Source organism: Oceanitalea stevensii, from assembly GCF_014837105.1.
Taxonomy (GTDB): Bacteria; Actinomycetota; Actinomycetes; order Actinomycetales; family Actinomycetaceae; genus Oceanitalea; species Oceanitalea stevensii.
On record NZ_JACSPO010000001.1, the window covers coordinates 1,107,362 to 1,127,017 of the forward strand.

Below are 19,656 nucleotides of genomic sequence, written 5' to 3' on the forward strand. Positions count from 1 at the left end.
TAGCGCGCGCCTCCGACAGGCGCACGGGAACGGCTCAGCGCACCCGCACCGTCCACTCCTCGGCGGGGACGAGCTCCCCGATGACCGGGTGGCCGGGCAGCTCCCCGACGACGAGCAGCCCCCCGGAGGTCTGGGCGTCGGCGAGGAGGACGAGCTCGTCGTCGTCGACGTCCGCGCGCAGGTGGGGACGGACCCACTCGAGGTTCCGGCGGCTGCCGCCGGGGACGTAGCCGGCGGCGAAGGACTCCCGGGCACCGGCGACGTAGGGGACCGCGGCGGAGTCGACGACGGCGCTGACGCCGCTGGCCCGCGCGAGCTTGTACAGGTGCCCGAGCAGGCCGAAGCCGGTGACGTCGGTGGCGGCCTGGACGCCGGCCGCGAGCGCCGCCAGGGAGGCGTCCCGGTTGAGGGTGGTCATGACGGCGATCGCCTCCTCGAAGCGCTCGCCGGTCGCCTTGTGCCGGTTGTTGAGGACGCCCAGGCCGAGGGGCTTGGTGAGCGTGAGGGGCAGCCAGGCGCGGCCGGCGTCGTTGCGCAGGAGGCGGTCGGCGTCGGCGATGCCGGTGACCGCCTGCCCGTACTTGGGCTCGGGGTCGTCGACGCTGTGCCCGCCGCCGAGCACCGTGCCGGCCGCCTCGCACACCGCCGCGCCGCCGCGCAGCACCTCCGCGGCGACGTCGAAGGGGATGCGGTCCCGGGGCCACGCGAGGAGATTGACCGCGACGATCGGGGTGCCGCCCATCGCGTAGACGTCGGACAGCGCGTTGGTCGCGGCGATGCGGCCGAAGTCGTAGGGGTCGTCGACGACGGGGGTGAAGAAGTCGGCCGTGGCGATGACCGCGCGGGTGCCGTCGATGCGCACGGCAGCGGCGTCGTCGCCGTTCTCGATGCCGACGATGAGGTCGGGGTGCGTGCTCGTGGGCAGGCCCCCGAGGACCCGTTCCAGCTCCCCCGGCGGGACCTTGCAGGCGCAGCCTCCCCCGGAGGCGTGCTGCGTGAGGCGGAGCTCGGGGTACGTGGCAGTCGTCACGCTGGCCACCCTAGGCCGCATCCCGGGCGATCACCTGCGCTCCCGCCCCGGCCTGGCTAGGCTGCTCCGCGGAGGCGTACCTCGTCTGGTGACGGGCGCGGTCTTCAAAGCCGTTGTGGTCGAGGACCTCGGCCAGGCGGGTTCGATTCCCGTCCGCCTCCGCCACCGACCCAGGGAGCTCCGTGGTGCCCGATCCCCGGCGCGCGACGCCGCGCACCGACGCCGTCCTGGCCGACCCCGCACTCGTCGCCGCCGCCGACCGGCTGGGCCCCACGCTGGTCAAGGAGGCGGTGCGCCGCGCGATCGAGGAGTGCCGGCAGGGACGGGCCGAGCCGGGTGACGTCGTCGCCCTCGCCGTCGACCTGCTGCCGACGGCGGCGACGACGGTCCGTCCGGTCGTCAACGCGACCGGGGTGCTCGTCCACACGAACCTCGGCCGGGCTCCGCTGTCCGCGGCGGCCGTCGAGGCGCTGACGGTGGCGGCGGGCACGACCGACGTCGAGCTCGACCTCGCGACCGGACGGCGCGGCCGCCGGGGGCGCGGCACGCTGGAGGCCCTCGCGCGGGCGGTCCCCGACGCCGGAGCGGTGCACGTCGTCAACAACGGGGCGGCGGCGCTCGCCCTCGTCACGCTCGCCCTCGCGGCGGGTCGGGAGGTCGTCGTCGCGCGCGGGGAGCTCGTCGAGATCGGGGACGGCTTCCGGATCCCCGAGCTCCTCGAGTCGGTCGGCGCGCGGCTGCGGGAGGTCGGTACGACGAACCGGGTGCGGCTGGAGGACTACGCCGCGGCCGTCGACGGCGGGGACGTCGCCTTCGTCCTCAAGGTCCACCCCTCGAACTTCGAGGTCACGGGCTTCACCTCGAGCGTGCCCGTCGAGCAGCTGGCGACGCTTCCGGTGCCGGTCGTCGCGGACATCGGCTCCGGCCTCCTCACGCCCCACCCGCGGCTGCCGCGGGAGCCCTCGGCCTCCGCCACGCTGCGGGCCGGGGCCACGCTCGTCACGGCCTCGGGCGACAAGCTGCTCGGCGGCCCCCAGTGCGGGCTGCTGCTCGGCGAGGCGGACGTCGTCGAGGGGCTGCGGCGCCACCCCTTCGCCCGCGCGCTGCGGGTCGACAAGCTCACCCTCGCCGCGCTCGAGGCCACCCTCGCCGGCCCCGTCCCGCCCGTGCCGGCCGGGCTGGGCACGGACCCCGCGACCCTCCTCGACCGAGCCCGACGGATCGCGGCGGCGCTGGGACCGGACGTCGCGGCGGAGGCGGTGCCGAGCGTCGCGGCCGTCGGTGGGGGCGGGGCGCCCGGTGTCGAGCTGGCCAGCGCGGCCGTCGCCGTCGACGCCGCGTGGGCGCACGCGCTGCGCACCGGCGCCGTCCCCGTCCTCGGACGCGCGCACCGGGGCCGCCTGCTCCTCGACCTCCTCGCGGTCCCGCCCGAGCAGGACGACGACCTCGTCGCCGCGGTCCGCGCCGTCGCCGCCGCGGGTGCCGGGTGATGCACGTCGTCGCGACGGCGGGGCACGTCGACCACGGCAAGTCGGCCCTCGTCACGGCGCTCACCGGTGCGCAGCCGGACCGGCTGGAGGAGGAGCAGCGGCGCGGCCTGTCCATCGAGCTCGGCTACGCGTGGACCACCCTGCCGGGCGCCGGGGAGGTCGCCTTCGTCGACGTCCCGGGCCACGAGCGCTTCATCAGCACGACGCTGGCGGGCCTGGGGCCCGTGCCCGCCGTGCTCCTCGTCGTCGCCGCGGACGACCCGTGGATGCCCCAGGCCGCCGAGCACCTCGCCGCCCTCGATGCGCTCGGCGTGACGCACGGCGTCCTCGCCGTCACGCGCGCCGACCTCGCCGACCCGGCCCCCGCCCGCGAGCGTGCCCTGGCCGAGCTCGCGACGACGTCGCTGCGCGGCGCCCCCGCCGTCACGGTCTCCGCCCGCACCGGCGAGGGCCTCCACGAGCTGCGCGAGGCCCTCACCGCGATGCTCGCCGGCCTGCCCCGCCCGGCGGCGCACGAGCCGGTGCGGCTGTGGGTGGACCGCAGCTTCTCCATGCCGGGCGCCGGGACCGTCGTCACCGGCACGCTGCCCGCCGGGCGGCTGCGCGCCGGGGACGGTCTCACCTCCTCCCGGGGCGGGCACCGGATCCGCGCGGTGCAGTCCCTGGGACGGCCCGTCGAGGAGGCCGAGGGGCCCGCGCGCGTCGCCCTCAACGTCTCCGGTCGCGTCGAGCGGGGCGAGCCCCTCGTCACGCCCGGCGCCTGGCACCACACCGAGGTTCTCGACGTGCGGCTCGGCGAGGTGCGGCTGGGGACCGGTGAGCCGCCCCAGCGCCCGCTGCTCCACCTCGGCTCCACGGTGCTCAGCGTCCACCACCGGCCGCTCGGCCCCGGTCTCGCCCGGCTCACGGCCGAGCGGACGCTGCCTCTCCGGGTGGGGGACCGGGCCCTGCTGCGCGACCCGGGCACCCGGCGGCTGTGGGCCGTCACCGTGCTCGACCCCGCTCCCCCGCCGCTGCAGCGCCGCGGCGCCGCGCGGCTGCGCGCCGAGGCGCTGGCGGGCGCGCACGGCGAGGCGGACGCCGCCGCCGAGGTGACGCGCCGCGGCATCGTCGCGGCCGAGCTGCTCACGAGGATCGGCGTGCCGGTGGACCCGCCGCCGCCGGGGGTGGTGGCCGCCGGCGGGTGGCTCGTCTCCGCGGAGCGCGCCGCCGCCGCGGCGCGGACGGCGCTCGAGGTGGTCACCGAGCACGCGGCGGCCGCACCGCTCGAGCCGGCGCTCACCCTGGCCGCGCTGGCCGAACGGCTCGGGCTGCCGACGGCGGAGCTCGCGGCCGCCGTCGTCGCGGAGCCGCTGCGCGTGGAGGCCGGCCGGGTGCGGCCGGCGGGCGCCGACGACGTGCCGGCCGACGTCCGCGCGGCCGTGGCAGCCCTCCACGACCGGCTGGACGGCGCCCCCTTCGCGGCGCCGGCGGCCGACGAGCTGCCCGCCCTCGGTCTCACGCCGAAGGTGCAGGGCGCTGCCGTGCGGGCGGGGCTGCTCCTGTGCCCCGCCCCGGGCGTCGTCCTCCTCGCGGGCGCCGACGAGCTCGCCGCCGAGCGGCTGGCCGAGCTCCCCCAGCCCTTCACGGTGAGCGACGCGCGCGGCCACCTCGGGACGAGCCGCCGGGTTGTCCTCCCGCTCCTCGCCCACCTCGACCGCACCGGGCGCACGCGCCGCCTGCCCGACGACCGCCGGCGGCTCACCGGCCGCTGAGCCGGACGCGGCGGCGGCCCTCCGGTCGCCGGTGGCGCGAGCCTGTCGCATGCTCGTACTCGCCCCCCGACCTGCCCCGGACGAAGGACGCCATGGCCCACCGAGACGACCGCTCCGACTCCGACGAGGGGCTGGTGTCCTCCAGCCCGCCACCGGAGTACGTCACGGTGCGCCGGTGGAACCTGTCGACGGCGCAGGAGATCAAGCGGGTCCGCCACGAGCTGCGCGAGGTCATCGGCGGTGACGGGCCACCATCCCACGGTGCCCTGGCGGACGTGCCGGAGCGGATGATCCTCGTCGCCTCCGAGCTCGCCGCCAATGCCGTCGAGCACGGCCGCCCGCCGACGATCGTCACGCTGGGCTCGGACGGCGCCCGGTACCTGCTCGAGGTCGCCGACCACGACCCGAGCTCCACGCCGGTGCTCGCCGGCCGCCGCGAACCGGGGGCCGGGGGCTTCGGGCTGCAGATCGCCCGGCGGCTCGGCCAGGAGGTCGGCTGGTACACGACGGGCACGACCAAGCACATCTGGGTGACCTTCTCGCCCCAGGCGCCCCCGTCGGCCCCGTCGGCCCCGTCGGTCGGGGCCTAGCCGAGCTCCTGCCGGACGGCGCGGCCCACGCGGTCCGCGAGGCGCGCCCGCTGGTCCCGCAGCTCCGTGCGGTCGAGCGTCACCTCGACGACGGACCGGCCAACGACCGGCTCGGCCAAGACGTCCGCGAGCTGCTCCCTGCTCGCCACCGCCGTGTGGCGCACGCCGTAGCCGGCGCAGAGCGCGGCGACGTCCACCTCCTGCGGCGTGCCGAAGACCCGCTCGAAGGTGACCGCACGCTCGGGGGCGCCGTGCTCGAGGGTCGCGAAGATCGCACCGCCCCGGTCGTTGAGGAGGACCACCTGGAGGTCGACCTCCTCCTCGAGGGAGCCGCGCAGGAGCGCTCCGGCGTCGTGGAGGAAGGTGAGGTCGCCGAGGACCGCCCGGACCGGGGCGGCCGTCGCGAGCGCGAGACCCGTCGCGGTGGCGATCGTGCCGTCGATGCCGGCCAGCCCGCGGTTGGCGACCACCCGCAGGCCCTCCGGGAGCGCGGGGACCGCGAGGTCCCAGTCCCGGACCGTCATCGACGAACCGAGGACGAGGGTCTCGCGGCGGCCCGGCGCGTGCGCGGAGGCGGCGGCGGCCACGGTGCGGGCCACGCCGAGACCGTCCAGCTCCTCGTGGGCGGCGAGGACCTCCTCCGCGGCGGCCCCGGCGCGCTGCCACCGCGCCAGCCAGGCGCCGTCGTCGTCCCCCGGGAGGACGCGCACGCCACCCGCGACCCGCGCGGCGGTGCCGGCGACGTCGGGCCACACCGCGCCGGTGGGGGCGACGACGACGACGTCGACGCCCGGGCGGGCGAGCAGCGCGCTGACGGGCCGCGAGAGCGTGGGGTGCCCGAGGACGAGGACCCGCTCGACCTCCCCGCCCAGCTCGGCGAGGAGGAGCCGGTAGGCGGCGACCACGTGGGTGCCGGTCCGCGCGCCGGAGGTCGGCTCGGCGAGCAGCGGCCAGCCCCCGGCCTCGGCGAGACGCGCGGCCTGCGGGCCGGCGCCGTCACCGGCGACGACGACCGTGCGCCCGCCCGCGGGCACGTCGACCGCGCCACCGGCCCCACGGAACGCGACGACGTCCCGCCGCGCGGGCGGGTCCCCGGGCTGCCAGGCCGCGCCCGGGACGAGCGGGTCACGGAAGGCGACGTTGAGGTGGACGGGGCCCGGGTCGCCGGAGCGGGCGCCGGTCGCGGCGGCGAGCGCACGGACGACCACCTGGCGGGTGGCGGCCGGCGGCGTGTCGGCGGGCAGGTCCGCCTCCCAGCGCGGCGCGGCGGCGAAGATGCCGACCTGCTCTGTGGTCTGGCTGGCGCCGGTGCGGCGCAGCTCGTGGGGGCGGTCGGCACTGAGGACGACGAGGGGGACGCCGCTGTGCGCGGCCTCGAGGACGGCCGGGTGGAGGTTGGCGACGGCCGTGCCGGAGGTCGTGACGACGGCGGCGGGCACGCCGTCGGCGCGGGCCAGGCCGAGGGCGACGAACCCGGCCACCCGCTCGTCGACGCGCACGTGCAGGCGCAGCCACCCGGCGTCGTGCGCGGCGAGGAGCGCGTAGGCGAGCGGGGCGCTGCGCGAGCCCGGGGACAGGACCACGTGCCGCACCCCGCCGCGGACGAGCTCGGTGACGAGCTCGCGGGCGAGGAGCGCCGCGGGCGCCTCGGGCGCCTCGGCGCTCACCGGCTCGCCCCCGCCAGGGCGGCGACGTCGGCGAGGCGGGCGCCCCAGCGGCGGCTCACGTCCGGCGGCGCGGCGGCGGCGGCGAGACTCTCCGCGGTCGGGACGGCGGTCGTCACGGGCAGGTAGCCGCCGTGCGGGACGAGCGGCTCGGGGACGGTGTCGCGCTGGAGCAGCCGGACGGTGCCGAGCCCGCAGGCGTGGTGCAGCTCGGGCAGGGCGGCCGCGAGCGCGACGCCGGCGGCGATGCCCACCGAGGACTCGAGGGCTGAGGACACAACGACCGGCAGCCCGACCTCCTCGGCCAGCCGCAGGCAGGCGCGCACGCCGCCGAGCGGCTGCACCTTGAGGACGACGACGTCGGCAGCCTCGGCCCGGCGCACGGCGAGGGGGTCCTCGGCGCGCCGGATCGACTCGTCGGCGGCGATCGGGACGTCGGTGCGGCGGCGCAGGGCGGCGAGGTCCTCGACGGCGGCGCAGGGCTGCTCGGCGTACTCCAGGCCGCCGGCCGCCCGGTCGAGGAGCGCCAGCCGCTCGAGGGCGGTGTCGAGGTCCCAGGCGGCGTTGGCGTCGATGCGGATGAGCCCGCCCGGGCCGAGGGCGTCGCGGACGGCCTCGAGGCGGGCCTGCTCCTGCGCCACGTCCTGGCCGGGCTCGGCGACCTTGACCTTGGCCGTGCGGCAGCCGTCGCTCGCCGCGACGATGGCGGCGGCCTCCTCGGGTCCGACGGCGGGGACGGTGACGTTGACGGGCACCCGGTCACGGACGGCGGCCGGCCAGCCGAGCTCGGCGGCCTCGAGAGCGGCTGCCAGCCACGGGCGGGACTCGGCGTCGTCGTAGTCCCAGAACGGGGAGAACTCCCCCCAGCCGGCCTCCCCGCGCAGCAGCACGCCGTCACGGGTGGTGAGGCCGCGGAAACGGGTGGTCATCGGGCTGGACCAGACGGCGACGGGCGGCGGGACGGCGGGGCGCCCGAGCGAGGAGGTCACCTCCCGAGGATAGGCCGGACGGCGCTACCCGAGCAGGGCCAGGGCGGCCTTGAGCGCGCCGAGCGTCCAGGAGGCGACGTAGACCGCCGCCGCGGCGAGGCAGCACCGGACGACGACGCGCCTCACGACGCCCTCCGCGGGCTCCGGCGCGAGAACGGGCAGCTGCTGGTCGCCCATGGTGGGCACCGTACCGTCCCGGCCGTCCCGGGGTGAGGCGGTCACGGGGACGGTCAGAGGACGAGGCTCAGCAGGCGGTGGGCCTCCGCGCGCGGGTCGCGGCCCTCGCTGAGGGCGGCGAGGACGGCGCCGTCGACGACGGCGAGCGCCACCTCCGCCCGGCAGCTGCTCCCCGTCGCGGCGAGGACGCGGCCGACGGCGCCACCGATGGTCTCCCGGCCCGCCCGGTAGGCCTCCGCGACGTCCTGGCTGCGGCCGGCGCGGGTGAGCTGCTCGTAGTGCCCGCGCACGCCCGCCGGGGGCGGGAGCAGCGCGTCGCAGAGCAGCTCGAGCGCCTCCTCCCGGCCGAGCGGCCCCTCCTCGGCGCGCTCGGCGGCCCACTCCGCCTGCTCGGCCCACAGCTCGGCGATGAGGCGGGCGCCCGCGCCCCGGAGCTCCTCGAGATCGCGGAAGTAGTACGTCGTCGCGGACAGCGACGCGCCCGCCCGTTCGGCCACCCGCCGGTGGGTCACCTCGGCCGGACCCCGCTCGAGGACGAGCGAGGCGGCGGCCTCCACGAGGGCCGCCCGGCGGCGCTGGCCCCGGCCCTGCTCGGCCGACGGCTCACTCACCGCTCGTCAGCCCCGACACCACGAGCACGACCCACGCCACGGCTCCTCCAGTACGTCCGTACCACCTCAGGTGGGACGAGCGTACAGCGGCCGGCCGGTTTCCCGGCCCGCGACGGGCGGACGACGCCGCCTAGGCTGGTGCGCATGAGCGAGCCCGTGCCCCAGCCCTTCGACCCGAGCGCCTGGCGCCCGGTCGAGGGCTTCGACCTCACCGACATCACCTACCACCGTGCCGTCCGCGACGGCCGGGACCTGCCCGCCGTCCGGATCGCCTTCGACCGGCCGGAGGTCCGCAACGCCTTCCGCCCGCAGACCGTCGACGAGCTCTACCGCGCGCTCGACCACGCGCGGATGACCTCCGACGTCGCCGCCGTCATCCTCACCGGCAACGGCCCCAGCCCCAAGGACGGCGGCTGGGCCTTCTGCTCGGGTGGGGACCAGCGCATCCGCGGCCGTGACGGCTACCGCTACGAGACCGAGGACGCCGACCCGCTGGCGGAGACCGCGCAGCGCCGGGAGCAGATCGACCCGGCCCGCGCCGGCCGGCTCCACATCCTCGAGGTCCAGCGCCTCATCCGGACCATGCCGAAGGTCGTCATCGCCGCGGTGAGCGGCTGGGCCGCCGGCGGCGGGCACTCCCTCAACGTCGTGTGCGACCTGTCGGTCGCCTCCCGCCAGCACGCCCGCTTCAAGCAGACCGACGCCAACGTCGGCTCCTTCGACGCCGGCTACGGCTCGGGCCTCCTGGCCCGGCAGGCCGGGGACAAGCGTGCCCGCGAGATCTTCTTCCTCGCCCGCGAGTACTCCGCCGAGGACGCCGAGCGCTGGGGCGTGGTCAACGAGGTCGTCGACCACGCCGAGCTCGAGTCCACGGCCCTGGAGTGGGCCCTCACGGTCGCGGGCAAGTCGCCGCAGGCGATCCGGATGCTCAAGCTCGCCTTCAACATGGTCGACGACGGCCTGGCGGGCCAGCAGGTCTTCGCCGGCGAGGCGACCCGCCTGGCGTACATGACCGACGAGGCGGCCGAGGGGCGCGACGCCTTCCTCGAGCGCCGTGACCCCGACTGGTCACGCTTCCCGTACTACTACTGACCGCGTCTACTACCCACCGCACAAAAAAGCGGCTGTACCCGCAGCGCCCGGGCCCTCCATCCCTGTCAGCCGCTGCGGGTACAGCCTTGTACGTGCCGCGTCGCGCAGGCCTCCACTCCTGCGTGAAGCGGGCACGCCCCCCGTTACCGTGCCTGCCACACCCCCTACGACATCGGAAGAAGCTCGTGGAGCGCGGTCACGGGTACCAGCATGCCGTTCCTCACACGGCCGGGACATCGGCCACCAGCACCTATTCCTCGCGGTTCCGGTCCTGCCCGGGCATGACGCCGATCTCCCCCTTTCGGACGACCGTGCTCAGCGCTCGACGTCGACGCCGCCCCGGTCGACCGGCACGAGCTCGACCCACGTCGTCCCGGGGCTGAGCGCGACGTCGTCGCCCGCGGCCGTCGTCAGGGTGACCGGCTCCTCGAGGGTGGCCTTGGACCAGGTGGCCGGCAGGACGCGTCCGCCCGAGGCGACGAGCGCCTCGCCGGTCCCCGTCATCACCGTCTCCGGGACGGCGTCGCCGGACTGGTCACGGCCCTCGGAGGCGACGACCTCCACCCGCATGACGACGACGTTCTCCGCGCCGAGCACGTCCCCGGCGGCGGACGTCGCCGGCTCGCCGGCCTCGTCACGCAGCCAGCGGCCCGCGTCTGCGTCCCAGGTCCACCCGGGGGAGGTCTGCGGGAAGCTGAGCCGCAGCGCGGACGCCGGCTCGCCGTCGAGGACCGCGCTGGCCTCCTCGCTCCCGACCGCGAAGGTGAACTGCGCGCGCGGCGGCTCGGTCACCTCCGCCTGGGACAGCAGCTCGGCGAGGCGGCCGTAGAGGTTGTGCGGCGCGCGACGGTCGGGGCTGCGGAAGAAGCCGGCGTGCCCGGCGTCGTGGGAGATGAGCTGGACGCCGGCGTCCTGCACCGAGCCGAGGAAGAGCGGCTGCCCGCCGGAGATGACCTGCGGCCCCCCGAGCGGGGCGGCGATGCCCGCGTCCATCGGCCGCACCGAGCGGATCGGCCCGACCACCTCGGGGAGGCGGGAGTGGAAGACGGCGTTGAAGCGGGTGATGCCGCCCTCGACCATCTCCTCCCACACGACGTCGGCCTCCTCCAGCCCCGTCTGCGGACGCGCCATGGCGGTGTTCTCCACCTTGACGGCCACGGCCGGCCGCTCCTCGGCGTCGTCCACGGGCACGCCGGTGAGCGGCCACGTGGGGACGGCCGCGGGCGTCGGGGCGACCGTCGTGGGGGCGGTGCTCGGGGTCCCGGCCTCGCGCGGCGCCGAGGACGCGCACCCCGTGAGCGCGAGCGCCGCGATCGTCAGCACCGCGAGCCGCCGGCGTCGTCCTGCCATGTGGTCCTCCCTGTCCGGGTGCGGGCACGACCACGGTACTCGCGCCGGGTCATAGCCTGGCGGCATGAGGTCCCAGGACGGCCGCCCGGCCACCGTGCTCCCCGGCGGCACCGGCGTGCCCGCCGTCACCGCCGTGCTCGCGGCCCTGCCGCAGGCGCTGGAGGGCACCGGGCCCGCGCTGCGGGTCACCGACCCGGAGGCACCCCCGGCCCCCGCGTCCACCGCGCCGGCCGGCGTCGCGGCGCTCGTCGCGACCTCCGGCTCGACCTCGGGCACCGGCCACCTCGTCGCGCTCGACGGCGCCGGGCTCGTCGCCTCGGCCCGCGCCACCTCCGCGCGGCTCGCCGGCCCGGGCCAGTGGGTGGCCTGCCTGCCGGTCCACCACGTCGCGGGCCTCCAGGTGCTCGTGCGCTCCGTCGTGGCGGGCACCGAGCCGGTGGTTCTCGACACCTCCGCGGGCTTCCGCGCGGGTGACCTCGCGGCCGCGGTGCGGCGCCTGCGCCCGGACGTGCCCGGGTACCTCTCTCTCGTCCCCACCCAGCTGGCCCGCGTCATGGCCGACGAGGACGCCGTCGCCGCCCTCCGCGGTCTCGCCGCCGTGCTCGTCGGCGGCGCCCGTACCGCCGGCGCGCTCCTCACGGCCGCCCGGGACGCCGGCGTGCCCGTCGTCACGACCTACGGGATGACGGAGACCGGCGGGGGCTGCGTCTACGACGGCGTCCCGCTCGACGGCGTCGACGTCGAGGTCGACGCCGAGGGCCGGATCTGGCTCGCCGGCCCCGTCCTCGCCCGCGGCTACCTCGACGACCCCGTCGCCGACAGCGACACCTTCCGCGAGCGCGACGGCCGCCGCTGGCTGCGGACCAACGACCGCGGCGCTCTCACCGGCGCCACCCTCACCGTCCTCGGCCGCCTCGACGACGTCCTCGTCACCGGCGGCCTCAACGTGTCCGCCGCCGCCGTGGAGCAGGCGCTCGGGGAGCTGCCCGGCGCCGGGGAGGGCGTCGTCGTCGGCGTCCCCGACGAGCACTGGGGTGCCCTGGTCACCGCGGTCGTGGCGGGTGACGACGTGCCCGCCCTGGCGCAGGTGCGCGAGCACGTCGCCGCCCGGCTGGGGCGCCACCACGCGCCCCGGGCCCTCGTCCGGCTGCCGGAGCTGCCGCTGCGCGGGCCGGGCAAGGTCGACCGGCTGGCCGCCGCCCGGCTGGCCACCGAGCTCCTCGCCGCCGCCGACCCCCGCGCCGAGCGCATGCCCTGACGGCCGATACCCTGGACGCCGTCCCCCAGCAAGGAGCTCCATGGCCACGTTCGCCGACTGGGTGGAGGGTGCGCGGGTCCGCACGCTCCCCGCAGCCGCCGCCCCCGTCCTCGTCGGCACCGGCGCCGCCTACGACCTCGGCTCCGGCTCCGTCCCCCGTGCCCTGCTCGCCGGCGGGGTCGCCCTCGCGCTCCAGGTGGGCGTGAACTTCGCCAACGACTACTCCGACGGCGTGCGCGGCACCGACGACGTCCGCACCGGGCCCCCGCGCCTCACCGGCTCGGGCGCGGCACGGCCGGGGACGGTCAAGGCGGCCGCCTTCGCCTCCTTCGGGCTCGCCGCCGTGCTGGGCCTCGTGCTGTGCGCGCTGGCGGGCACCTGGTGGCTCGTCGCCGTCGGCGCGCTGTGCGTCGTCGCGGCCTGGTACTACACCGGCGGCCGCAACCCCTACGGGTACCGCGGGCTCGGCGAGGTGGGCGTCTTCCTCTTCTTCGGGCTCGTCGCGACGCTCGGCACGACCTACACGCAGGCGCTCACCGTGTCGTGGGCGGCCGTGGCCGGCGCGGTCGGCATCGGTCTCATCGCCTGCGCGCTCCTCATGGTCAACAACGTCCGCGACATCCCCACCGACACCGTCGCGGGCAAGCGCACCCTCGCGGTGCGGCTCGGGGACCGGCGCGCGCGCCTCGGGTACGTCGCCATGGTCGCCGTGCCGCTCGTCCTGGGCGTCGCCCTCGCCCCGGCGCACCCGTGGGCGCTGCTCACGCTCCTGCTCGTGCCGGTCGTCGTGCGCCAGGCGCGGGTGGTGCTCGGTGGGGCGCAGGGCCGCCAGCTCATCGTCGTGCTGCGCGACACCGGGCTCCTCGAGCTCGGCTACGGCGTGCTGCTCGGCCTGGGCCTGCTGCTCTAGTCGGCGCGGCGTTCCTCGCCGCCTCGCCGCCTCCTCGGCCCCGCGGCTGAAACTGGCCCGCGCTGTCGATATGTCCGCAGCGCGGACCCGCCTCAGCAGCGCGGATCCCTGGACATCACAGCTAGTCGGTGCGGCGGTCCTCGCCGTCGATGATGGCGTCCTCCTCGGCAGCGTCCTGGGCGATGGCCTCGTCCAGGGAGTCCGCGGTGCGGCGGCGGCGCTCGGCGATGACGGCCGCGGCGGCGTCGGCCTGGCGCGGGATGAGGAGGTAGGACAGCAGCGCCCCGACGACGACGGCGACGACGGCGACGAGCCAGCCGCGCAGGCCGAGCAGCCACAGGAGCGCGAAGGCGCCGGCGACGAGCGCGAGGCGCAGGAGCGTGTAACGCAGGATGGGCACCCCGCCAGCCTACGTCGCCGTCCCGGCCGTGCCCCCGACGCAGCCCTCTCGGCTTAGGCTGGAGGGAACATGAGATTCCTGCCGGTCATCCTCCTCGTCGCCCTCGTCGTCTACGCCCTCGTCGACTGCGTCCGCTCCGACGACGCCGACATGCCCGTGGGCCTGCCCAAGGCGGTGTGGGTCGTCCTCATCGTCGTCTTCCCGGGCGCCGGCGCCCTCGCCTGGCTCGTCGTGAGCCGGGTGAGCCGCCAGGCCGCCGGCCAGGTCCGGGGAGGCAGCGGCACCGTCGCCCACCCCTCGCGCCGGCCCGCGCCGCGCCCGCTCGCCCCCGACGACGACCCGGACTTCCTCGCGGGCCTCGGCCGCCAGCGGCCCGTCGAGCCGCCGGCGCCCGAGCCGGCCGCCGACGCGGACGCCGACGACGACGAGACCACCGAGGACGGCGAGCCCGGCACTCGTCGCTGACCGCCCGGCGCCACTCAGCGCACCTCGCCGCTCCCGGCCGGTCCATGCCGATGGCGTGCGTGCCGGCGGCCCGTGAGGTGCGGTGACCAGCCGTCGTCAGGACGCGGCTGCCGGTCACAGCTCCACCGTCGCCGAGACGTGGGCTGCCCGAGGGCCGTGGGCTACGGCGTCACGAGAGCTGTAGGTAGCAACTCAGCTGTCGGCGACGGGGGTCTCCCGGCGCGACGGGGTCTCCCGGCGCGCCGGGCTGCCGGAAGGACGTGGGCTGCCGGTAACAACTCAGCTGTCGGCGAGAAGGGGTTCCCCGCGCGGCGGGGGTTCCCGGCGCGGCGGAGCGTCAGAAGGCGTAGCCGTGGACCGTGTCGGCGAAGAGGTTGACGACGTAGTAGTTGACGAGCAGCAGCCCGAAGCCGGACAGGCCGAGGTAGGCGGCCTTGCGCCCGTCCCAGCCGCGCGTGGCGCGGGCGTGGAGGTAGGCGGCGTAGACGACCCACACGACGAAGGTGCCGACCTCCTTGGGGTCCCAGTTCCACGGCCGGCCCCACGCGTGCTCGGCCCAGATGGCGCCTGCGATGAGCGTGAAGGTCCACAGGAGGAAGCCGACGGCGTTGAGCCGGTAGGCGAGCCGCTCGAGCTCCGCGGCGCCGGGCAGCACGTCGGCCAGTCGGCCCCAGAAGCCGCGGTCGGCGGGCGTGTCGGCCGCGGCGGTGTCACCCGTCGCGGGGGCACCGGCCGGGGCGCCGGCCAGGGCGACGGCCGGCTCGCGGGTGGCCGCCACCCGGGTGGCCTCCCCGCGCGCCTTGACGAGCTGGACGACCGAGATCGCCGCGGCCACCGAGAAGACGCCGATCGCCGTCGTCGCGACGGACACGTGGATGACGAGCCAGTAGTGGTCCAGCGCCGGGCGCACGCCGTCGGCCTCGATGTAGAGGACGGAGACGGCCAGGCCGAGCGCGAGGAGCACCGGGGTGATGACGAGGGCGCCGAGGTAGCGCAGGTCGCGCCAGCGCTGGACGAGGAGGAAGGTCGTCACCGCGACGAAGGTGAAGACGATCGAGAACTCGTACATGTTCGCCCACGGCACGCGGCCGGCGGCGATCCCGCGGGTGACGACGCCGATCGCGTGCAGGGCCAGGCCCGCCCACGTCGTCGTCATGGCGACGCGCACCGCCCGGCGCGGCCGGTCGGCCGGGCCGCCGTCTCGCAGCGCGGACAGGTCGATGCCGAAGGCGACCATCGCGATGCCGTAGGCGGCCATCGCGCCGTAGATCGCGAGCAGGCTCAGCTGGCCGAGGTCGTTCACGTGTCCTCCTGAGACGTGGGCGCGGCGGCCCGGACTGCGGTCATGACGCGATCGAGCTCGGGCTCGAGACCGGGGTCGTCGCCGCGGGCGAGCGCGGCCGCCTCGACAACTGTACGTCCGTCCTCGTCCGCCCCGATCTTCACCCACAGGCGGCGACGCGGCGCGAAGAGCGACGCGGACAGCCCGGCCATGGCGAGGAGCGCGGAGACGAGCAGGACGGTGAGCGAGGGGTCGTAGCGCAGGTCGAGGGCCGCGAAGCGCGGCAGGGAGTCGAAGGTGATGGTGCCCAGACCGTCGGGCAGCTCGACCTCCTGGCCGGGCTCGAGGAGGACCTTCGCGGTCTCCTCCCCCGCCGCCACGGGCGTCATGCCCTCGGTGTCGAGCTCGTAGACGTTCTGCGGGACGCCGTCGTCCAGGCCGAGGTCGCCGGTGTAGACGTCGAGGATGATGAGCGGGGCGTTGGGCTGGGGGTGCACCGAGCGGGCGCCGGCCTCGTCGACGACGGCGCTGGGCAGCAGGTAGCCGGTGAAGCCGAGCTGCTCGAGCCCGGGCGAGACGTCGGGGACCTTGACGACGCCGCGGGAGGTGTAGAAGTCGTCCTCCGGCAGGAAGGGCACCGGCTGGGAGAAGGCGACCTCCCCCTCCGCGTCGCGCACCGTGAGGTGCGGGGCGTAGCCGTTGCCCGCGAGGTAGACGTTCGCCCCGGCGGCGTTGATGGGGTAGTTGACCCGGATGGTGTCGCTCCGCGCCTCCCCGTCCGGCTGGGTGATGGTGACGTCGGCGGCGAAGTCACGCGCCTGGGCGTCCCAGGTGAACTCCGAGGTGAGCTCGTCGAGGGTGACGGTGAAGGGCTCGAGGTCGTCGGTGTCGACGAGCGTGCCGGGGGTGAAGGAGTCGTAGTCGACGACGGCGTTGGCGAAGGAGCGCCCCTCGACGACGACGGCCTGCCCGCGGTAGCTGAGCATCTGCCCGGCACCGAGGGCGACGAGCACGCCCACGAGCGAGAGGTGGAAGACGATGTTCCCGGTCTCCCGCAGGTAGCCGCGCTCGGCGCTGATCCCCTCCGGCGTCTGGGCGACGCGGAAGCGCCGGCCCAGGGCCCCACGCACCGCGCGGGTCACCTCCTCGGGGGAGGCGGTCGTCGTGTGGGTGGCGTGAACGGGGAACCGGTCCAGGCGCCGGGGCACGCGCGAGGGCGCCGCCCGCAGCGTCCGGACGTGGGCGCGCGTGCGGGGCAGGATGCAGCCGATGAGCGAGACGAACAGGAGGAGGTAGATCGCCGCGAACCACGGGGCGCCGTAGACGTCGAAGAGGCTGAGGCGCTCGAGCCACTCCGCGGCACCGGGGTTGTCGGCGTAGTAGGCGGCCACGGCGGCCGGGTCCTGCGGCCGCTGCGGGAAGAACGCGCCGGGCAGCGCCGCGAGGGCGAGCAGCATGAGGAGGAGCAGCGCCACCCGCATCGAGGTGAGCTGGCGCCAGGCCCAGCGCAGCCAGCCGCGCACGCCGATCCCGGCGGGGGCGGAGGACGGGGGCGGTGCGTCGTCGGCCTCGTCCATCGTCCGCAGGCCCTCGGGGCGGTAGCTCATCACACCACCGTCACGAAGCCGGCGACCAGGCCCTGCACCCAGCCCGCGAAGTGGGCCCACAGCCCGGTGACCAGCGCGAGGCCGACGAGGACGAGCATCGCTCCCCCGATCCGCATGATCGTCAGGCGGTGGCGGCGCAGGAAGCTCATCGCGCGCGTCGTGCGCGAGTAGAGCAGCGCGATGACGACGAAGGGCACGCCCAGTCCGAGGCAGTAGGCCGCGGCGAGCAGCGCCCCGCGGGCCGGGTCACCGCCGTCGAGGGACAGGAGGAGCACCGCGGACAGGGTGGGGCCGATGCACGGCGCCCAGCCCAGGCCGAAGACGACGCCGAGCAGCGGCGCCCCCCACAGGCCGGCCCGCGGGCTGAGGTGGATGCGGCGGTCGCGCTGGAGGAAGGGCACGGCGCCCATGAAGGCCAGGCCCATGAGGATGACGACGACGCCCATCACCCGGGTGATGACGTCGAGCCACGGCGCGAGGGCCACCCCGAGGGCACCGAAGACGACGCCGAGGAGCACGAAGACGGCGCTGAAGCCGAGGACGAAGAGGAGCACGCCGAGGAGCAGGCGCCCCTGCCCCGTCGACGTCCGTGTCGCCGTCGGCGTCGCCGTGCGGCCGGTGCCGCCCGGGGCCTGGCCCAGGGTGCCGGCCATCCCGCCGAGGTAGCCGACGTACCCGGGGATGAGCGGCAGGACGCAGGGGGAGGCGAAGGAGACGGCGCCGGCGAGGAGCGCGACCGGCACGGCGGCGAGGAGGGAGCCGCTGAGGACGGTGGTCTGGAAGGTCTGCGCGAGCCCGTCCCAGCTCATCGGGCGGCCTCGGCGAGGACGTCGTCGATCATGCCGCGGACGACGCCGGCGTCGATCTGTCCGAGGACGCGGCCGGCCACCCGGCCCTCGGCGTCGAGGACGACGGTCGTCGGCATGGCCTGGAGCGGGACGACGCCCTGGAGCGCCGCGACGCCGCGCGCCGCCTCGTCGTGGAGGCTCGGGTAGGGCACCTCGAAGCTGCGCTCGAAGGCCTGCGCGGTGGCGGCGTCGTCGCGGGGGTTGACGCCGAGCAGCTGGACGCCGGCGTCGGCGTAGTCCGCCTGGATCGCCGCGAGGTCGGGCGCCTCGGCGCGGCAGGGCGGGCAGGCGGCGTACCAGAAGTTGAGGACGACGACGTCGCCGCGCCAGTCCGCGAGCGCCACCTCCTCGCCGTCGTAGGTGGTGCCGACGAGCTCGACCGGGCCGGTCCGCTCCCCCTGCTCCCACGTGGTCCACGAGCCGTCACCGGCCTGGTAGCCCGCGCCGGTCGAGTCCTGCGGCGTCTCCGAGGCCGGGGCGCAGCCGGCCAGCGTCAGCGCGGTGAGGGCGAGGGCGGCCAGGGCGCGCGTGAGGCGCCTCATCCGCGCTCCTCGGCGTCGGCGCGCGGGACGGCCGCACCGGAGGCGCCGGGCAGGAGGTCGAGGGCGCCCGCGACGAGGTCCGCGGCCGGCTCCCAGTACGCGAGGCCCACGAGCCGGGGGCCGTCGAAGGTGAGGGAGGTGAGCGAGGCGAGGGAGCACTGCCGCCTGCGGGGGTCGTGCCACAGCGGGCGGCGCTCGAGGAAGAGGCGGGTGACCCAGATGGGCAGCTGGTGGCTGACGAGGAGCGCCTCCCCGCCGTCCTGCGCCTCGAGGCGCCGGCGGGCGTCGCCCACGGTGGCCGTCATCCGGGCGACCTGGTCGCGGTAGGGCTCGCCCCAGCTGGGGCGGGCCGGGTTGACGTAGCGACGCCAGTAGCGGGGGCTGGCGAGCGCGGCGCGCTGGCTGCCGACGGTCGTGCCCTCGAAGTCGTTGGCGGCCTCGATGAGGCGCTCGTCGGTGCCGAGCTCCAGGCCGAAGGCCTGGGCCGTCGGCAGGGCTGTCTCCTGGGCGCGCTGGAGCGGGGAGGCGAGGACGAGGCGGAGGTCGTGCCCGTTGCCGTGGAGGACCTCGGCGACACGCTGCGCCATCTGCTGCCCGCGGTCGGACAGGCGGAAACCCTCCAGCCGGCCGTACAGGACGCCGCCGGGGTTGTGGACCTCGCCGTGGCGCAGGAGGTGCACCGTCGTTCGGGACATGTCCCTAGTGTCGCAAACTCCCCGGGGGCTGGGGTGCCGGCCCCCGGGGCCGGACGGTGAGGTCCGTCCCATCCGGGGGCCCCGTGCGGGCTCCTGTTGCATCGTGGCCCGCACTCGCTTATGGTTGAACAGTCAAGTACGTTTGCATCGACCTGGAGGACACCCCTCATGACTCTCGCCCCCGGCACCTACACCATCGACCCGTCGCACACCGAGATCGGCTTCACGGTCCGTCACGCGGGCATCTCCAAGGTTCGCGGCCAGTTCACCGAGTTCGCCGGCGACATCACCGTCGCGGAGACCTTCGCCGACTCCGCCGTCAACGTGACCATCCAGTCCGCGTCCGTCGACACCCGCGACGAGAACCGCGACAACCACCTGCGCTCCGCCGACTTCTGGGACGCCGCGAACAAGCCGACCTGGACCTTCGTCAGCACCGGCGTCGAGGGCAGCGGCGAGGAGTTCTCCGTGCACGGCGACCTCACGATCAACGGCGTGACCAAGCCCGCCACCCTCGCGGTCGAGTACAACGGTGCGGCGACCGACCCCTTCGGCAACAAGCGCGTCGGCTTCTCCGCCACCACCGAGGTCTCCCGCAAGGAGTTCGGCCTCACCTGGAACGCGGCCCTCGAGACCGGCGGCGTGCTCGTCGGCGACAAGATCCGCATCGCCATGGAGATCTCCGCCATCGCCGCGGCCTGACGCTCCTCCCGCCTCACCCCGTTCTCCCCGAGAGCCGGATTCCTCCCCGAGGAATCCGGCTCTCGGCGGTACCGGGAGGGAGGGAGGAGCGGACGCGGACGTCCCCCTCCGCCGAGAGCCGGACTTCTCCTCCGAGGAATCCGGCTGTCGGCGCTGGGCGGGCGGAGGAATCCGGCTGTCGGCGCTGGGGGTGGGGGGTG

20 protein-coding genes and 1 tRNA gene are annotated in these 19,656 nt (G+C 76.3%); 9 read left to right on the forward strand and 12 right to left on the reverse strand.

Annotation, left to right across the window (positions count from 1 at the left end; genetic code table 11):
* Positions 1-34 precede the first annotated feature (34 nt).
* Positions 35-1,051: a selenide, water dikinase SelD gene (gene selD, locus H9624_RS05105; protein ID WP_372435101.1), complete on the reverse strand. Its 1,017-nt coding sequence runs from the start codon at positions 1,049-1,051 to the stop codon at positions 35-37.
* A 49-nt stretch (positions 1,052-1,100) separates the two neighbouring features.
* Between selD and H9624_RS05110 the strand changes: the two genes are divergently transcribed.
* The 4 genes from H9624_RS05110 to H9624_RS05125 all read left to right on the forward strand — a co-directional run bounded on the left by H9624_RS05110 (position 1,101) and on the right by H9624_RS05125 (position 4,864).
* Positions 1,101-1,195, forward strand: a tRNA-Sec gene (locus H9624_RS05110).
* A gap of 20 nt (positions 1,196-1,215) precedes the next feature.
* Positions 1,216-2,520 carry an L-seryl-tRNA(Sec) selenium transferase gene (gene selA / locus H9624_RS05115; RefSeq protein WP_307784928.1) on the forward strand — a complete coding sequence of 435 codons (1,305 nt, stop codon included), beginning with the start codon at positions 1,216-1,218 and terminating at the stop codon, positions 2,518-2,520.
* Complete coding sequence (locus H9624_RS05120; RefSeq protein WP_251839010.1) at positions 2,520-4,274, forward strand: SelB domain-containing protein; 1,755 nt, start codon at positions 2,520-2,522, stop codon at positions 4,272-4,274. Before selA ends, H9624_RS05120 begins: the two co-directional genes overlap by 1 nt.
* Before the next feature lie 92 nt (positions 4,275-4,366).
* Positions 4,367-4,864, forward strand: a complete 498-nt coding sequence (locus H9624_RS05125; RefSeq protein ID WP_251838767.1) for an ATP-binding protein — start codon at positions 4,367-4,369, stop codon at positions 4,862-4,864.
* Here H9624_RS05125 and menD read toward each other — a convergent pair.
* The 4 genes from menD to H9624_RS05145 are packed head-to-tail and all read right to left on the reverse strand — an operon-like array spanning position 4,861 to position 8,305.
* The gene (gene menD / locus H9624_RS05130) at positions 4,861-6,531 is read right to left on the reverse strand and encodes a 2-succinyl-5-enolpyruvyl-6-hydroxy-3-cyclohexene-1-carboxylic-acid synthase (protein WP_251838768.1); all 1,671 of its coding nucleotides are present in this window, start codon (positions 6,529-6,531) and stop codon (positions 4,861-4,863) included. The two genes, H9624_RS05125 and menD, sit on opposite strands and share 4 nt — an antisense overlap.
* Positions 6,528-7,517, reverse strand: coding sequence for an o-succinylbenzoate synthase (locus H9624_RS05135; RefSeq protein WP_307784929.1), 990 nt, complete (start codon positions 7,515-7,517; stop codon positions 6,528-6,530). Before H9624_RS05135 ends, menD begins: the two co-directional genes overlap by 4 nt.
* A 24-nt stretch (positions 7,518-7,541) precedes the next feature.
* Positions 7,542-7,694 carry a hypothetical protein gene (locus tag H9624_RS05140; RefSeq protein ID WP_251838769.1) on the reverse strand — a complete coding sequence of 51 codons (153 nt, stop codon included), beginning with the start codon at positions 7,692-7,694 and terminating at the stop codon, positions 7,542-7,544.
* Positions 7,695-7,747: 53 nt separating this feature from the next.
* Positions 7,748-8,305, reverse strand: a complete 558-nt coding sequence (locus tag H9624_RS05145; RefSeq protein WP_251838770.1) for a TetR/AcrR family transcriptional regulator — start codon at positions 8,303-8,305, stop codon at positions 7,748-7,750.
* Between the two features lie 144 nt (positions 8,306-8,449).
* Between H9624_RS05145 and H9624_RS05150 the strand changes: the two genes are divergently transcribed.
* Complete coding sequence (locus H9624_RS05150; protein WP_251838771.1) at positions 8,450-9,397, forward strand: 1,4-dihydroxy-2-naphthoyl-CoA synthase; 948 nt, start codon at positions 8,450-8,452, stop codon at positions 9,395-9,397.
* Between the two features lie 315 nt (positions 9,398-9,712).
* On the opposite strand, the gene H9624_RS05155 is transcribed toward H9624_RS05150, so the two are convergent.
* The gene (locus tag H9624_RS05155; RefSeq protein WP_251838772.1) at positions 9,713-10,747 is read right to left on the reverse strand and encodes a DUF3048 domain-containing protein; all 1,035 of its coding nucleotides are present in this window, start codon (positions 10,745-10,747) and stop codon (positions 9,713-9,715) included.
* Between the two features lie 64 nt (positions 10,748-10,811).
* Here H9624_RS05155 and H9624_RS16435 point away from each other — a divergent pair, with 64 nt between their 5' ends.
* The gene (locus H9624_RS16435; protein WP_286010677.1) at positions 10,812-12,005 is read left to right on the forward strand and encodes an AMP-binding protein; all 1,194 of its coding nucleotides are present in this window, start codon (positions 10,812-10,814) and stop codon (positions 12,003-12,005) included.
* A 40-nt stretch (positions 12,006-12,045) separates the two neighbouring features.
* Positions 12,046-12,915, forward strand: a complete 870-nt coding sequence (locus H9624_RS05170) for a 1,4-dihydroxy-2-naphthoate polyprenyltransferase (protein ID WP_251838773.1) — start codon at positions 12,046-12,048, stop codon at positions 12,913-12,915.
* Between the two features lie 121 nt (positions 12,916-13,036).
* Here H9624_RS05170 and H9624_RS05175 read toward each other — a convergent pair whose 3' ends face one another.
* Positions 13,037-13,315 carry a DUF4229 domain-containing protein gene (locus H9624_RS05175; protein ID WP_251838774.1) on the reverse strand — a complete coding sequence of 93 codons (279 nt, stop codon included), beginning with the start codon at positions 13,313-13,315 and terminating at the stop codon, positions 13,037-13,039.
* Between the two features lie 69 nt (positions 13,316-13,384).
* Between H9624_RS05175 and H9624_RS05180 the strand changes: the two genes are divergently transcribed.
* The gene (locus H9624_RS05180) at positions 13,385-13,780 is read left to right on the forward strand and encodes a PLD nuclease N-terminal domain-containing protein (RefSeq protein WP_251838775.1); all 396 of its coding nucleotides are present in this window, start codon (positions 13,385-13,387) and stop codon (positions 13,778-13,780) included.
* A gap of 337 nt (positions 13,781-14,117) precedes the next feature.
* Here H9624_RS05180 and ccsB read toward each other — a convergent pair whose 3' ends face one another.
* The 5 genes from ccsB to H9624_RS05205 are packed head-to-tail and all read right to left on the reverse strand — an operon-like array spanning position 14,118 to position 18,754.
* Entirely contained in the window at positions 14,118-15,083 is a 966-nt protein-coding gene (gene ccsB, locus H9624_RS05185) for a c-type cytochrome biogenesis protein CcsB (protein WP_251838776.1), read from the reverse strand.
* Positions 15,080-16,669 carry a cytochrome c biogenesis protein ResB gene (resB, locus tag H9624_RS05190; RefSeq protein WP_251838777.1) on the reverse strand — a complete coding sequence of 530 codons (1,590 nt, stop codon included), beginning with the start codon at positions 16,667-16,669 and terminating at the stop codon, positions 15,080-15,082. The genes ccsB and resB overlap by 4 nt, the downstream gene beginning before the upstream one ends.
* Positions 16,669-17,478 (reverse strand): cytochrome c biogenesis CcdA family protein, encoded by an 810-nt coding sequence (locus H9624_RS05195; protein WP_251838778.1) that lies wholly within the window; start codon positions 17,476-17,478, stop codon positions 16,669-16,671. Before H9624_RS05195 ends, resB begins: the two co-directional genes overlap by 1 nt.
* On the reverse strand, positions 17,475-18,059 hold the full coding sequence (locus tag H9624_RS05200) for a TlpA family protein disulfide reductase (protein WP_251838779.1): 585 nt from the start codon (positions 18,057-18,059) through the stop codon (positions 17,475-17,477). The genes H9624_RS05195 and H9624_RS05200 overlap by 4 nt, the downstream gene beginning before the upstream one ends.
* Positions 18,056-18,754, reverse strand: coding sequence for a histidine phosphatase family protein (locus H9624_RS05205; protein ID WP_251838780.1), 699 nt, complete (start codon positions 18,752-18,754; stop codon positions 18,056-18,058). Before H9624_RS05205 ends, H9624_RS05200 begins: the two co-directional genes overlap by 4 nt.
* Before the next feature lie 168 nt (positions 18,755-18,922).
* On the opposite strand from H9624_RS05205, the gene H9624_RS05210 reads away from it, so the two are divergent.
* On the forward strand, positions 18,923-19,456 hold the full coding sequence (locus tag H9624_RS05210; RefSeq protein ID WP_251838781.1) for a YceI family protein: 534 nt from the start codon (positions 18,923-18,925) through the stop codon (positions 19,454-19,456).
* The last annotated feature ends 200 nt before the right edge of the window (positions 19,457-19,656 follow it).

Bases quoted from the DNA above. Each gene is read 5' to 3' on its own strand.
- H9624_RS05205 (WP_251838780.1), bottom strand. From the start codon at position 18,754: ATGTCCCGAACGACGGTGCACCTCCTGCGCCACGGCGAGGTCCACAAC.
- H9624_RS05150 (WP_251838771.1), top strand. From the start codon at position 8,450: ATGAGCGAGCCCGTGCCCCAGCCCTTCGACCCGAGCGCCTGGCGCCCG.
- H9624_RS05155 (WP_251838772.1), bottom strand. From the start codon at position 10,747: ATGGCAGGACGACGCCGGCGGCTCGCGGTGCTGACGATCGCGGCGCTC.
- selD (WP_372435101.1), bottom strand. From the start codon at position 1,051: ATGCGGCCTAGGGTGGCCAGCGTGACGACTGCCACGTACCCCGAGCTC.
- H9624_RS05180 (WP_251838775.1), top strand. From the start codon at position 13,385: ATGAGATTCCTGCCGGTCATCCTCCTCGTCGCCCTCGTCGTCTACGCC.
- H9624_RS05140 (WP_251838769.1), bottom strand. From the start codon at position 7,694: ATGGGCGACCAGCAGCTGCCCGTTCTCGCGCCGGAGCCCGCGGAGGGC.
- H9624_RS16435 (WP_286010677.1), top strand. From the start codon at position 10,812: ATGAGGTCCCAGGACGGCCGCCCGGCCACCGTGCTCCCCGGCGGCACC.
- H9624_RS05120 (WP_251839010.1), top strand. From the start codon at position 2,520: ATGCACGTCGTCGCGACGGCGGGGCACGTCGACCACGGCAAGTCGGCC.
- H9624_RS05200 (WP_251838779.1), bottom strand. From the start codon at position 18,059: ATGAGGCGCCTCACGCGCGCCCTGGCCGCCCTCGCCCTCACCGCGCTG.
- H9624_RS05170 (WP_251838773.1), top strand. From the start codon at position 12,046: ATGGCCACGTTCGCCGACTGGGTGGAGGGTGCGCGGGTCCGCACGCTC.
- H9624_RS05125 (WP_251838767.1), top strand. From the start codon at position 4,367: ATGGCCCACCGAGACGACCGCTCCGACTCCGACGAGGGGCTGGTGTCC.
- H9624_RS05195 (WP_251838778.1), bottom strand. From the start codon at position 17,478: ATGAGCTGGGACGGGCTCGCGCAGACCTTCCAGACCACCGTCCTCAGC.
- resB (WP_251838777.1), bottom strand. From the start codon at position 16,669: ATGAGCTACCGCCCCGAGGGCCTGCGGACGATGGACGAGGCCGACGAC.
- H9624_RS05210 (WP_251838781.1), top strand. From the start codon at position 18,923: ATGACTCTCGCCCCCGGCACCTACACCATCGACCCGTCGCACACCGAG.